Consider the following 13898-nt stretch of genomic DNA (forward strand, 5'->3'; position numbering starts at 1 on the left):
TCTCCTCGAGGACGGGTACCTTCAAGGTCACCCCGATGAGGAGAGTGTGGACGTGAGCAAGTTCGTGCGGCCCGCGGCCGAGGGTGCGGACCCGTTCGGGACCGCCCGGCTCAGGCGAGGCGTCCTGGATGCGTGGGCGACCAGCCCGGCCCGGTTCCGGGAGGACGCGAACGCCGAGGAGGATCTGGTCCTCGGCGGGTACCGGGACCGGCTCGTCGTGGAGCTTGCCCAGAATGCCGCGGACGCCGCCGCCAGAGCCGGGGTGCCGGGCCGGCTGCGGCTCACCCTGCGGGACGGGGTGCTGGTCGCGGCCAACACCGGGGCGCCTCTCGACGCCGCCGGGGTCGAGTCGCTGGCCACCCTGCGTGCCTCCGCGAAGCGGGAGAGCGGCACCGCCGCCGTGGGGCGGTTCGGGGTCGGGTTCGCCGCCGTGCTCGCCGTCACCGACGAGCCGGCCGTCGTAGGGCGGCACGGGGGCGTGCGGTGGTCGCTGCACGAGGCGCGGGACCTCGCTGCCGACACCGCCCTGCACAGTCCCGGCCTGGGGGACGAGATCCGCCGGCGTGACGGGCATGTGCCGCTGCTGCGGTTGCCCTTCGCCGCCGAGGGCAGCGCGCCCGCCCCGTACGACACCGCCGTCATCCTGCCGCTGCGCGACGCCGCCGCCGCCGACCTCGCCGAGCGGCTCCTCGCCGCCGTCGACGACGCCCTGCTGCTCGCCCTGCCCGGCCTGGACGAGGTCGTCGTCGAGGTGGCCGACGAGACCCGCACCCTGCACCGCCGTACCGACGGCGACCTGACCGTCGTAGAGGATTCCCGGGACGGGACCACCCGGTGGCGGACCGCCGCGGCGCACGGTTCGCTCGCCGCCGAGCTGCTCGCCGACCGGCCCGTCGAGGAGCGGCTGCGGCCGTACTGGTCGGTGACCTGGGCCGTGCCCGTGGATGCCGATGGCTCGCCCGCCCGGCCTCGTACGAGTCCCGTCGTGCACGCGCCCACCCCCAGCGACGAGCCCCTCGGGGTGCCCGCGCTGCTGATCGCGTCCTTCCCGCTGGACACCACCCGGCGGCATGCCGCCCCCGGGCCGCTGACCGATCACCTCGTCGAGCGGGCGGCCGACGCCTACACCGAACTCCTCGCCGCCTGGCGGCCGGTGGGGGCCGGGATCATCGACCTCGTGCCCGGTCCGCTGGGCAAGGGCGCGCTGGACGGGGCGCTGCGGCAGGCGATCCTGGAGCGGCTGCCGCGGACGTCCTTCCTGCCGCCCGCCGCCGGGCCCGGCGAGGACCTGCCGGAGTCGCTGCGCCCGCGGGACGCGGAGGTCGTCGAGGGGGCCGGGGCCGAGACCGTGGCCGTCCTGGCCGAGGTGCTGCCGACCCTGCTGCCCGCCGGCCTGGAGCGCCGCGTCGAGCTGCGCACGCTCGGGGTGGCCCGGGTGCCGCTGACCGACGCCGTCGACCGGCTGGCCGGGCTCGAGAAGGAGCCCGACTGGTGGCGGCGGCTCTACGACAGCCTGGCCGGGGTCGACCCGGACCGGCTGACCGGGCTTCCCGTGCCGCTCGCGGACGGCCGTACGACGATCGGGCCCCGGCAGGTGCTGCTGCCCACCCCGGACGCGGCCGGCATCGACGCCGAGGTGCTGGCCCGCCTCGGGCTGAAGGTCGCCCACGAGGACGCCGCCCACCCGCTCCTGGAGAAGCTGGGCGCGCTGCCCGCCACGCCGCGGGCCGTGCTGACCACGCCCCAGGTGCGGGCCGCCGTCGCCGCCTCGCTGGACGACGAGGGCGCACTGGACTGGGAGGCCGACGCCCCGGACGCGGAGGAGCTGGCCGACACCGTGCTCGCGCTGGTCCGCGACGCCGGTCTCGAACCCGGTGACGAGCCCTGGCTCGGCGCGCTCGCGCTGCCCGACGAGGACGGCGAACTCGCCCCCGCCGGAGAGCTGGTGCTGCCGGGCAGCGCCTTCCACCAGGTCATGCGTGAGGGTGAACTCGCTTCGGTCGACACCGACCTGGCGGAGAAGTGGGGCGAGGCGCCGCTGGCCGCCTGCGGAGTGCTGGCGAACTTCGCCCTGGTCCGCGCCACCGACGTCGTCCTCGACCCGGACGAACTGGAGCCGCGGGAAGGGGACTTCGCCGAACCCGACGACGCCGGGCTGCTGGACGCCGTGGACGTCTGGTGCGAGGACATCCTCGATCGCTTCCCCGACTCGCCCGTGCCGCCGGTCGCCACCGAGCTGGTCGCCGTACGCGATCTCGACCTCGTCGACGACGACCGCTGGCCGCAGGCCCTCGCCCTGCTCGCCCAGCCGCCGCTGCGGGACGCCCTCACCCAGCCGGTGCGCATCCTGCTGCCCGACGGCACCCACGAGACCGTACGGCCGTACACGGCCTGGTGGCTGCGCGGCCACCCGGTGCTGGACGGCCGCCGCCCCGCGGGCCTGCTGGCGGCGGGCGGGGACCCGCTCCTGCGCGGGCTGTACGACGAGGCCGACGCGACCGGCTTCGACGACGAACAGGTCCTGCGGGCGCTCGGCGTACGCACCTCGGTGGCCGCGCTCCTCGACGAGCCGGGCGGCGCGGCCGAGCTGCTGGAGCGCCTCGCCGACCCGGAGCGCGAGGTGTCGGCCGCGCAACTGCACGGGCTGTACGGCGCGTTGGCCGACCTCGACCCCGAGCAGGTGACGCTGCCGGACGAGCTGCGGGCGGTCGTCGACGGGCGCACCGCCGTCGTGGACGCCGCCGACGCGGTGGTCGTCGACTCGCCCGACCTGCTGCCCTTCACCGAGGGCGTGCCCCTGCTGCCCGTCCGCCCGGCACGCGCCGCCGAACTGGCCGAGCTGTTCCAGGTGCGGCGGCTGAGCGAGTCCGTGTCCGGGGCGATCGGCTCCGAGGGCGCCGAGCACGACGTACCGGAGCCGGTGCGGGTGCTGCTCGGCCCGCGCACACCGTCCTCGTACGTCGAGCACGAGGAACTCGTCGTCGACGGCGTGGAGATCGACTGGCGGCTCACCGACGACGGCGTCCTGCACGCCGCCACCCTGGAGGGCGTCGCCGCGGGGCTCGCCTGGGCGGCCGGCCAGTGGCCACGGCGCTTCGAGGTGGCGGCCCTGCTGGAGGACCCGACCCGCACGGCGGAGCTGGCGCGGGACCGCTGGTTCGACTGAGTTCCGCGGGAGGGCCGTACGGCCGGCGGACATCACGTGTCCACCGGCCGTACAACCATTCCCGTCCCTCACGGATCTGATCAGGTGAGTCAAACGACTCCGAGATTCGGCTACTTGGCCCTCGTCACGCTCACGAGCCGTGCGTACGCGTCTGCGTTCTGCGTCTGTCTCGGCCTCGGCCTCGCAGAGCGACGAGGTCCCTTCCCGTGGGGGGAAACCCAGATATGCGCAAGCGTGTCACCCTTTGCGTCCTCACCGGCGCCCTGGCACTGTCCACGCTCGCCGTCCCGGCCGCACAGGCCGACGGCAGCTACGGCGATACCAAGATCACCAAGGTCGTCGTCGACGGCGACAACAAGGTCGTCGTCGGCAGGGACGAGACGAGGTTCACGGTCAGCGTCACGGTGACCGACGACTCCGGCTTCGGCTTCTGGTCCGAGGCCGCGGAGTGGCTGGACGTGTACGGCCCGGACTCCGGCTGGTTCCAGGCGAAGTACCCGAGCTGCTCGCGCGTCGACGACACCACCGCGACCTGCACCGGCGGGTTCGTGATCAACCCGAGGACCGACGCGCCCGAGCACCTCACCGACGACAACGCCGGCACCTACCGCGTCGACACGTGGATCAACGCCTCGGACAAGGACTGGGTCTGGAAGGAGTCCGCGGGCACCTTCAAGCTCCAGCGCCACACCAGGCTGACCGCCAACGCCTCCCCGGAGCCCGTCCGCAAGGGCCGCACCGTCACGGTCACCGGACGGCTGACCCGCGTCAGCTGGGAGACGCTCACCTACGGCGGCTACGGCGGCCAGTACGTCAAGCTCCAGTTCAGGAAGAAGGGCGCGACCTCCTTCACCACGCTGAAGACGGTCAAGTCGACGTCCTCGGGCTATGTGAGCGCCACCACCACGGCCGGCTACGACGGTGCCTACCGCTTCGTGTACGCCGGCAACTCGGCCTCCGCCGCCGTCACCTCCGCGGCCGACGCCGTCGACGTGCAGTAGGCACGCGCCCGGTCCCGGACATCCCTGCGAATCCCGAGAAGGAACCCATGCGTACTCGTGTCACCATCGCCGCGGTCTGCGGCACGCTGGCCCTCTCCGCCCTCGCCCTGCCGGCCGCCCAGGCCGACGAGGTGCCGGCCGGCATCACGGTCTCGAACGTCGTCGTCAACGACGGCAAGCCGATCGTCTTCAACGCCACCGGCGTCAAGCCGGTCAGCGTCTCCATGACCGTGAAGGCCCCGGCGGGCGTCAAGAGCGTCGGAGCCACGCTCTGGAGCGGCGGCACGCTGCCCTCCCCCGACGACCTCGACGACGACAGCTGGCCCGACATGTCGGGGCCCCAGACCCCCGACCGCCTGCTCGACTGCACCGAGGTGAACGCCACCACCGCCACCTGCCGGGCGACGTTCATCCTCCGTCCGTGGCGCGGGGACGGCTTCAGCTGGAACACCCTCGTGACCGTGACCGACAAGAACGGCGGCACCTACCGGAACGAGAACGTCAAGACCTTCGAGACCAAGCGCCACACCATCGTGCGGGTCAACGCCTCCCCGGAGCCGGTCCGCAAGGGCAGGACCATCACCGCCACGGGCAAGCTCACCACCGCCGAGTACACCTTCGAGTACGGCTATGTCCCGCTGCCCCACCAGTACGTGAAGCTGCAGTACAAGAAGGCGGGCACGTCCACCTGGACCACGCTGAAGACCGTCAGGTCGTCGTCCACCGGCGCCCTGACCGCCACCACCACGGCGACGTACGACGGCTACTACCGCCTTTCCTACGCCGGTGACGCGCACAACGCGCCGTCCGTCTCCGTCGCCGACCACGTCGACGTGCAGTAGGCGCGGTCGGGGCGTCCCGTACACGGCCGGCCGGGCCCCGCGCAGGGGCTCGGCCAACCTCGAACAAAATCTTCGCCAGTCGTACAACCATTCCCAGCCGTCACAGATCTGATCTTCCGAGTCAACAGACTCCTAGATCTCCCGGACCTCGCCGCGCTCACGAGCCGTGTGCCACGAAGGGCAACGAGGTCCCGTCTCAGTGGGGAAGAGACATGCGCATGCGTGCCACCCTCGGCGTCGTCACCGGCGCCCTGGCCCTGTCCGCTCTCGCCGTGCCGGCCGCCCAGGCCGACGGCTCGCAGGGTGACACCACCATCACCAAGGTCGCCGTCAACACCGTCAACAAGGTGTACGTCGGTACCACCGCGGTGAAGTTCAAGGTCGCCGTCACGGCCACCGACAACTCCGGCATCCTCGGTGCCGACGAGTTCGACCTCTACGGTCCGAACTACGGCCTGCTCACCACCAGCAAGCCCACCTGCACGGCCTCCAGCGCCACCACGTCGACCTGCGTCGGCTGGGTGACCGTGGACCCGCGCGTCGGTGACCTGTTCAACAACAACGCCGGCACCTGGTACGTCGACGCCTGGATCGACGCCAAGGACGACGACTACATCTGGAAGGAGAAGGCCGGCGCCTTCAAGGTCCTGCGCGCGACGAAGGTCACGACCAACGCCTCCCCCGAGCCGGTCCGCAAGGGCAAGACGATCACCGTCGCGGGCAAGCTGACCCGCGCCAACTGGGAGACCGGCGTCTACAACGGCTACGGCAGCCAGTACGTGAAGCTGCAGTACAAGAAGGCCGGCAGCACCAGCTACGCCACGCTGAAGACGGTCAAGGCCACCACCACGGGCGCCCTGAGCACCACCACGACCGCCACCTACGACGGTTACTACCGCTTCTGGTTCGCCGGCAACTCCGTCAGCGCCCCGACGCCCTCCGCGGCCGACTACATCGACGTGCAGTAACACCCCCGGGTCCCCGTGACCCACCCCCGCCCGCCCCGGCAGCCGGCCGGGGCGGGCGTCCCCCTCCACTGCCCTCGGGCACACTCCGAGCACCCTGAAGGACCTCTATGCGTACGCGCACCACTGTCGCCGCGGTCTCCGGCGCCCTCGCCCTGTCCGCTCTTGTCATGCCGGCCGCGCAGGCCGGGACCGATGGCTCCGCCGGTGTCGGCCGCCCGAGTGTCGCCGAGCAGCACGGTGTGGCCGTGCCCGGTGCGGTGTCCGGAGCGTCCAGGTCCGCCTCCGTCGGCGCGCAGGCGGCCCCGACCGTCAGCAACGTCCGCATCAACGCCGGCAAGTCCGTCGTCGTCGGCAGCCAGAGCGCCAAGACGTTCACCGTGTCCCTGACGGCCAGCCACCCCAGCGGCATCAAGTCCCTCTACATCGACCTGTGGCACGGCGCGGACCCGGACGCCGCCGACGGCTGGCTTCCGCCGGCCGAGGGCGTCACCTGCGCGGTCGTCAGCTCCACCACCGCCGCCGACTGCAAGATGACCATCACGGCCCGCCCCGGTCTGAACGACCCGAACGGCAAGGGCGACCTGTACGCCAACATCCTGGCGGGCACCTGGCACGTGGGCGTCGGCGTGTGGGCCAACGACGACAGCGAGTACGTCAACGACTTCTACAAGACCCACCGGGTCCAGCGGAACGCCGTCCTGACGATGAACGCCTCCCCGGAGCCGGTCCGCAAGGGCAGCACGCTCTCCCTCAAGGGCGCCTTCACCCGGGCCAACTGGGAGACGGGCACCTACAGCAAGTTCACCAACCAGTACCTGCAGCTGCAGTTCAAGAAGGCCGGCAGCACCGCGTACTCCAAGGTGAAGACCGCCAAGTCGAACAGCTACGGCGCCATCAGCACCAGCAACACCGCTGTGTACGACGGCACCTGGCGCTTCTACTTCTCCGGCGCGTCCACCACTACGTCCCCGCTGACCGTGTCGCCGGGCGACTACGTCGACGTGCGGTAAGCAGCACGCAGTACCACCCCGCCCGGCCCTGGGGTTCTCCCGGGCCGGGCCCCCTCCGGGGCCCGCGGGCGTCAGTACCCATGAGCACCGGAAGGAAAATCCATGCTTGCACGTGTCACCACGGCCGCCGTCTCCGGCGCCCTGGCCCTGACCGCCCTCGCCGCCCCGGCCGCGCTGGCCGCCGACGATCCCCACGACGGCAAGCCGTATGCGCTGAACTTCAAGTACTCCGACGTCAAGGTCAACAACGGCAAGCCGATCGTCGCAGGCACCGCCGGCTCGGTGAGCGCGCCGTTCAGCTACACGCTCACGCACCCCGCCGGCGCCGATCTGCAGGACATGGATCACCTCCTCACGTTCGCGCCCGTCGGCGCGGCCCCCGACGACCGGCGCGTCCAGCACATCTGGGCCTCCTGCGAGGCGGTCACGGCCACGGTCGCCAACTGCGGGGGCTCGATCTACTTCCGTCCGGGCCATGACCTGGACAACGCGGACGCCACCACGTACACCATCAGCGCTGTCTCCTACGACTGGAACGGACAGAACGACCCGGTCAACGGCGACCTCGAGGAGCCGCCCCCCATCGACTGGGACAAGGTCGGCATGTCCGAGCAGAGCGGCCTGGGCACCGTCAAGTACCAGCGCCTGGCGAAGCTGGCCGTCAACGCCACCCCGGAGCCGGTCACCAAGGGCAGGACCATCACGGTCATCGGCAAGCTGACCCGCGCGAACTGGGACACCCACTACTACGGCGGTATCGCCGGCCAGTACGTGAAGCTCCAGTACAAGAAGCAGGGCACGACCAGCTGGACGACGCTGAAGACCGTCAAGTCCAGCGCCACGGGTGCCCTGAGCGCGACCACCACCGCGACGTACGACGGCTACTACCGCTACTCCTACGCCGGTGCCACGACGACCACGGGTGCCGTCTCCGTCGCGGACCACGTCGACGTGACCACGCAGGCCGTCCCGGGCGGCTCGGTCGCGCCCGTCGTCGCCGGGCAGCGGTTCGGTGACTTGGCGCCCGAGAACGGGCCGGTCGTCTCCGACGTCACGGTCCACGGCGGCAAGAACGTCCTCGTCGGCAGCCAGAGCGCCAAGACGTTCTCCGTGTCCGTGACGGCGAGTCACCCGAGCGGCATCGCCGACGCGAGCGTGTACCTGTGGCGCGGCTCGAACTCCGTGACCGACGTCGAAGGTCTGCTGCCGCAGAACGAGAACGCGGCCACCTGCACGGCCACGTCCGACACCACCTCGACGTGCAAGCTGACCGTCACGGCCCGCCCCGGTCTGAGCAACCCCGAGGGCGTGGGCGACCTGTTCGCCGACTACCTGGCCGGGAGCTGGCGGGTGGCCGTCCAGGTCAAGGCCAAGGACACCACCGTCACCTCGAACACGTCGTACAAGGGCGTCAAGATCCAGCGCAACACCGCACTGACGGTCAACGCCTCGCCCGAGCCGATCGCCAAGGGCCGCACCCTCACCGTCACGGGCAAGCTGACCCGCGCCGACTGGGAGACGGGCACCTACGGCCCGCTCGCGGGCCAGTGGGTGAACCTCGAGTTCAGGAAGAAGGGCGCGACCGAGTGGACGTTGGTCGCGCAGACCAAATCCACCTCCACGGGCGCGCTGAAGGAGACCACGACCGCCACGGCGGACGGCTCCTACCGCTTCGTCTACGAAGGGGGCGGCTACAACATCAACACCAACGGCCCGTCCGTCTCCCGCGAGGACGCCGTCGACGTGCAGTAAGCGGTTCTACGCGGGAAAGCGGCGGTCGACCCATCTCCACACGCACTCCAGGACGACCGCCGCCCCCGCCGCGATGCCGACCGCGAGCCACGGCATCTCCATGCCGACCAGCCGCAGCGCGAAGAACTCCTGCAGCCACGGCACGACCAGGACCAGCAGGAACGCGCCGCCCATCGCCGCGACCAGCAGCACACGCCACCAGGTGTAGGGGCGGGCGATGATCGCCAGCACCCACATCGACACCAGGAACAGCGTCAGGGTCGCGGCGCTGGTCTCGGCGTCCAGCGCGCCCTCGCCGTGGTAGTGGTTCCCGGCGATGACATACGTCGTGAAGGTCGCCGCCGCCGCCACGACCCCGCCCGGGATCGCGTACCGCATGACCCGCCGTACGAAGTGCGGTCTGGCCCGCTCCTTGTTGGGCGCGAGGGCCAGGAAGAACGCCGGGACGCCGATCGTCAGGGTGGACAGCAGGGTCAGATGGCGGGGAAGGAACGGGTACTCCACGCGCGTGCACACCACCAGGACCGCCAGCAGCACCGAGTAGACCGTCTTGACCAGGAACAGCGTCGCCACGCGCGTGATGTTGCCGATCACCCGGCGGCCCTCGGCGACCACCGACGGCAGGGTCGCGAAGCTGTTGTTCAGCAGCACGATCTGCGCGACCGCGCGGGTCGCCTCCGAGCCCGAGCCCATCGCGACCCCGATGTCGGCGTCCTTGAGCGCCAGGACGTCGTTGACGCCGTCGCCGGTCATGGCGACCGTGTGGCCGTGGGACTGCAGCGCGCCCACCATGTCCCGCTTCTGCTGCGGGGTGACCCGCCCGAACACCGTGCCCTGGTCCAGGGCCTCGGCCATGGGCTCCCGCTCGGCCGGTATCCGCCGCGCGTCGACCACCGACCCCGCCAGGCCCAGCTTGCTCGCGACCGCGCCCACCGACACCGCGTTGTCGCCGGAGATGACCTTCGCGCGGACGTTCTGCTCGGCGAAGTAGCGCAGTGTGTCCGCGGCGTCCGGGCGCAGCCGCTGCTCCAGCACCACCAGCGCGGCCGGCTCGGCATCGCGCGCGACCTCGGGGTCGTCCAGCTCGCGGGCGGCACGCGCCAGCAGCAGCACCCGCAGCCCCGCCTCGTTGAGCCGCTCGGTCTCGCCGAGGGCCGGGTCGTCGTCGGCGAGCAGCACGTCCGGGGCGCCGAGCAGCCAGGTGCCGCTCTCGCCGTCGCCCTCGCTGAAGGTGGCGCCGCTGTACTTGCGGGCCGAGGAAAAGGGCAGGGACTCGGTGCAGCGCCACTCCTCGCTGTCGGGGTAGGCGTCGATGATCGCCTTCAGGGAGGCGTTGGGCCGCGGGTCGGACTCGCCGAGCGCGCCCAGCACCTGATGGACGTACCCCTCGTCGTAGCCGTCGAGGACGCGCAGCTCCGTCACGTCCATGCCGCCCTCGGTGAGGGTGCCGGTCTTGTCCAGGCAGACCGTGTCGACGCGGGCCAGGCCCTCGATGGCGGGGAGCTCCTGCACCAGGCACTGTTTCCGGCCGAGCCGGACGACGCCTATCGCGAAGGCGACCGAGGTGAGCAGCACCAGGCCCTCGGGGACCATCGGCACGATGCCGCCGACCGTGCGGGCGACGGAGCCGCGCAGGTCGTTGCTCTCCACGACCAACTGGGTGACGATCAGGCCGAGTGCGGCCGGGACCATCATCCACGTGACGTACTTCAGGATCGTGGAGATGCCCGAGCGCAGCTCGGACTGCACGAGCGTGAAGCGGGAGGCCTCCTCGGCGAGCTGCGCGGCGTACGCCTCGCGCCCGACCTTGGTGGCCCGGAAGGCGCCGCCGCCCGCGACCACGAAGCTGCCGGACATCACCTGGTCGCCGGGCCGTTTGACGACCGGGTCGGCTTCACCGGTCAGCAGCGACTCGTCGACCTCCAGGCTGTCCGCCTCGACGCACACCCCGTCCACGACGGCCTTGTCGCCGGGCCCGACCTCGATGACGTCGTCCAGCACGATCTCCGACGTCCCGATCTGTACGGCCGTACCGTCCCGGCGCACCGTCGGGCGGGCCTCGCCGATCACCGCGAGGGAGTCCAGGGTCTTCTTCGCCCGCCACTCCTGGACGATGCCGATGCCGGTGTTGGCGAGGATCACGAAGCCGAACAGGCTGTCCTGGATCGGCGCGACGACCAGCATGATCAGCCACAGCACACCGATGATCGCGTTGAACCGCGTGAAGACGTTGGCGCGGACGATCTCGGCGACGGACCGGCTGCTGCGCACCGGCACGTCGTTGATCCGGCCGGCGGCCACCCGCTCGGCGACCTCGGCCGCGGTGAGGCCGTCCGCCGGCGCGGAGGGCGCGGACAGGGGATGCACAGGATCGAGGTCGGCGCCCGCGTCGGTGTGCGTCATGCATTCGACGGTACGTGCGGAGGCGGGCGTTCACCCGCCGAGCAGGGGGAAGTTCCGACCACGGGAGGACGCGTGTAGTGCCGTGGTCGTACGGGGGCTACGGGGTGGCCACGTCCGGGTGCTCGGCGGCCGCCGCCCGCTTGATCGCGGCGTCCCGCTTGCGGACGTACCAGATACCGATCAGCCCCAGGCCCGCGCCCGCCAGGCAGGTCCACACCCACCAGGCGTGCCCGCGGTCGTCGAACCAGCCGTAGAACGGCAGCTGCACCAGGAAGAGGACGAACCAGAGGATCGTGCCGCCGACGATGGTCGGGACGACCGGGCCCTCAAGGGGTTCCGGCGCCTCGTGCTGCGGGGTCCACTTCGCCATGCGGGCAGTGTACGAGCCCGACCGGAGGGCTCGGCGGGCGATCAGGTCTACGCGCGGAGATGGCCAGCAGGAAAGTCATATGTTCATACTGAAACCGTTTACCTCTGACCACTTCTGCTCGTAGGAACCAACAAATGTCCACCTCGGCCCCCGCCAAGGTCCCCGCTCCGGAGCAGCCGGGCGGCGCGCCCGCGTACGGCGCTCTCGACCGCTACTTCAAGATCTCCGAGCGCGGCAGCACCCTGTCCCGCGAGGTCCGGGGTGGTTTCGCCACCTTCTTCGCGATGGCCTACATCATCGTGCTGAACCCGATCATCCTGGGCAGCGCGAAGGACATGTACGGCCACCAGCTCGACAACGGCCAGCTGGTCACCGCGACGGCCCTGACGGCGGCGTTCACCACGCTGCTGATGGGCGTCCTCGGCAATGTGCCGATCGCGCTGGCCGCCGGTCTCGGCGTGAACTCCGTCGTCGCCCTCCAGCTCGCCCCGCGCATGTCCTGGCCGGACGCCATGGGCATGGTCGTGCTGGCCGGTTTCGTGGTCATGCTGCTGGTGGCGACGGGTCTGCGCGAGCGCGTGATGAACGCGGTGCCGTTCGGCCTGCGCAAGGCCATCTCCATCGGTATCGGCCTGTTCATCATGCTGATCGGCCTGGTCGACTCCGGCTTCGTCTCCCGCATCCCGGACGCCGCCCACACCACCGTCCCGCTCCAGCTGGGCGGCACCGGTCACCTCAACGGCTGGCCGGTGCTGGTGTTCATCCTGGGCGCACTGCTGACGCTCGCGCTGATCGTCCGCAAGGTGCCCGGCGCGATCCTGATCTCGATCGTCGCCATGACCGTCCTCGCGGTGATCATCGAGGCCGTCGCGACGGTCCCGTCCTGGGGCCTGACGACGCCCAAGTGGCCGGGCAACCCGGTCGCCACCCCCGACCTCGGCCTGATCGGCGAGTTCAGCCTGTTCGGCGGCTTCGAGAAGGTCGGCGTACTGACCGGCATCCTCTTCGTCTTCACGGTCCTGCTGTCCTGCTTCTTCGACGCCATGGGCACGATCATGGGCGTGAGCGACGAGGCCAAGCTGACCGACGCCCAGGGCCAGATGCCCGGCATCAACAAGGTGCTGTTCGTCGACGGGATCGCGGTCGCCGCGGGCGGTGCCAGCTCCTCCTCGGCCACCACCGCCTTCGTGGAGTCCACGGCCGGTGTCGGCGAGGGCGCCCGCACCGGCTTCGCGAACATCGTCACGGGAGGCCTCTTCGCCGTCGCGCTGTTCCTCACGCCGATCGCCACGATGGTCCCGTCCCAGGCGGCCACCCCGGCCCTGCTCGCGGTCGGCTTCCTGATCCTGGCCGGCTCGGTCAAGGAGATCGACTGGGCGGACCACACGATCGCCGTCCCGGCGTTCGTGACGATGGTGATGATGCCGTTCACCTACTCGATCACCAACGGCATCGGCATGGGCTTCATCACCTTCGTGGCGATGCGCCTGGCGGCCGGCCGGGCGAAGGAGATCCCGGCGGCGATGTACGTGGTCTCGGCGGTGTTCGCCTTCTACTACCTGATGCCGGCGCTGGGACTGACCTGATCGGTCATGTGAGGCCGTAGAACTTCTCGGTCTCCTCGACGGCGGACTGGAACCGTTCGTCGAAGTCATCACGGATGAGCGTCCGGACGACATAGTCCTGGACGCTCATTCCTCTTTTCGCCGCATGGTGCCGGAGCCGTTCGAGCAGCTCCCCGTCTATCCGCAGGCTGAGCACGCTGGTCCCCATGCACACGAGGGTCGCCGCACACGGGTGGCCGATGCGTCACTTTCCGGAATCGGCTCACTCGTACGGGTGACCCGGGCGTTTGAGTGGTGAGGGTCACGGGCATCCGGCCCGCCCCGAGTGGTCTTTAGTCAGAGTAATGAGTTAAGCTAAGGAACATGCCGGACCTCACCCATGGCGACGACGCTGCCGCCGTGAACTCCCTGCGCTCAGCCGTGATGCGGCTCTCCCGCCGCCTCAAGCACCAGCGGGTCGACGAGTCGCTGAGCCCCACCGAGATGTCGGTGCTGGGCACCCTGTCCCTGTGCGGCCGGGCGACCCCGGGCGAACTGGCCCGCAAGGAACACGTCCAGCCGCCGTCCATGACCCGGATCGTCGCGCTGCTGGAGGCCAAGGGCCTGGTCCGGCTCGAGCCGCACCCCGAGGACCGGCGCCAGAAGGTCGTCACCCGCACCGAGCAGGCCGAGGCGATGCTCGAGGAGAGCCGCCGCAAGCGCAACGCGTTCCTGGCCGCGCTCGTCGAGGACCTCGACGAGGACGAGTGGGCCAAACTGCGCGCCGCCGCCCCCGTGCTGGAGAAGCTCGCACATCTGTAAGTCGCACCGAGGAGGCGAAC

Annotated in this window: 11 protein-coding genes; 8 read left to right on the forward strand and 3 right to left on the reverse strand. The window is 70.9% G+C overall.

Features of this window, described 5'->3' with window-relative positions; all coding sequences use genetic code 11:
- Positions 1–52: 52 nt before the first annotated feature.
- The 6 genes from ACIQ6Y_RS23040 (at position 53) to ACIQ6Y_RS23065 (ending at position 8739) form a co-directional block, all read left to right on the forward strand.
- Complete coding sequence (locus ACIQ6Y_RS23040) at positions 53–3166, forward strand: sacsin N-terminal ATP-binding-like domain-containing protein (protein WP_404041821.1); 3114 nt, start codon at positions 53–55, stop codon at positions 3164–3166.
- A 224-nt stretch (positions 3167–3390) separates the two neighbouring features.
- Complete coding sequence (locus tag ACIQ6Y_RS23045) at positions 3391–4167, forward strand: calcium-binding protein (protein WP_404041822.1); 777 nt, start codon at positions 3391–3393, stop codon at positions 4165–4167.
- 47 nt (positions 4168–4214) lie between these two features.
- Complete coding sequence (locus ACIQ6Y_RS23050; protein WP_404041823.1) at positions 4215–5009, forward strand: calcium-binding protein; 795 nt, start codon at positions 4215–4217, stop codon at positions 5007–5009.
- 212 nt (positions 5010–5221) lie between these two features.
- Positions 5222–5977, forward strand: coding sequence for a calcium-binding protein (locus ACIQ6Y_RS23055; RefSeq protein ID WP_404041824.1), 756 nt, complete (start codon positions 5222–5224; stop codon positions 5975–5977).
- Positions 5978–6084: 107 nt separating this feature from the next.
- The gene (locus tag ACIQ6Y_RS23060) at positions 6085–6987 is read left to right on the forward strand and encodes a calcium-binding protein (protein WP_404041825.1); all 903 of its coding nucleotides are present in this window, start codon (positions 6085–6087) and stop codon (positions 6985–6987) included.
- A 102-nt stretch (positions 6988–7089) separates the two neighbouring features.
- The gene (locus tag ACIQ6Y_RS23065; RefSeq protein ID WP_404041826.1) at positions 7090–8739 is read left to right on the forward strand and encodes a DUF5707 domain-containing protein; all 1650 of its coding nucleotides are present in this window, start codon (positions 7090–7092) and stop codon (positions 8737–8739) included.
- Between the two features lie 6 nt (positions 8740–8745).
- On the opposite strand, the gene ACIQ6Y_RS23070 is transcribed toward ACIQ6Y_RS23065, so the two are convergent.
- Both ACIQ6Y_RS23070 and ACIQ6Y_RS23075 read right to left on the reverse strand, forming a co-directional pair.
- Complete coding sequence (locus ACIQ6Y_RS23070) at positions 8746–11142, reverse strand: HAD-IC family P-type ATPase (protein ID WP_404041827.1); 2397 nt, start codon at positions 11140–11142, stop codon at positions 8746–8748.
- Positions 11143–11239: 97 nt separating this feature from the next.
- Positions 11240–11512, reverse strand: coding sequence for a DUF2530 domain-containing protein (locus ACIQ6Y_RS23075; RefSeq protein WP_404041828.1), 273 nt, complete (start codon positions 11510–11512; stop codon positions 11240–11242).
- Positions 11513–11646: 134 nt separating this feature from the next.
- Here ACIQ6Y_RS23075 and ACIQ6Y_RS23080 point away from each other — a divergent pair, with 134 nt between their 5' ends.
- Positions 11647–13098 carry an NCS2 family permease gene (locus tag ACIQ6Y_RS23080; RefSeq protein ID WP_404041829.1) on the forward strand — a complete coding sequence of 484 codons (1452 nt, stop codon included), beginning with the start codon at positions 11647–11649 and terminating at the stop codon, positions 13096–13098.
- Between the two features lie 4 nt (positions 13099–13102).
- Here ACIQ6Y_RS23080 and ACIQ6Y_RS23085 read toward each other — a convergent pair whose 3' ends face one another.
- Complete coding sequence (locus ACIQ6Y_RS23085) at positions 13103–13291, reverse strand: ribbon-helix-helix protein, CopG family (protein WP_404041830.1); 189 nt, start codon at positions 13289–13291, stop codon at positions 13103–13105.
- Positions 13292–13440: 149 nt separating this feature from the next.
- Here ACIQ6Y_RS23085 and ACIQ6Y_RS23090 point away from each other — a divergent pair, with 149 nt between their 5' ends.
- Complete coding sequence (locus ACIQ6Y_RS23090; RefSeq protein WP_386377691.1) at positions 13441–13878, forward strand: MarR family winged helix-turn-helix transcriptional regulator; 438 nt, start codon at positions 13441–13443, stop codon at positions 13876–13878.
- The last annotated feature ends 20 nt before the right edge of the window (positions 13879–13898 follow it).

The organism is Streptomyces sp. NPDC096205 (assembly GCF_044763135.1).
In the GTDB taxonomy this organism is placed as follows: Bacteria; Actinomycetota; Actinomycetes; order Streptomycetales; family Streptomycetaceae; genus Streptomyces.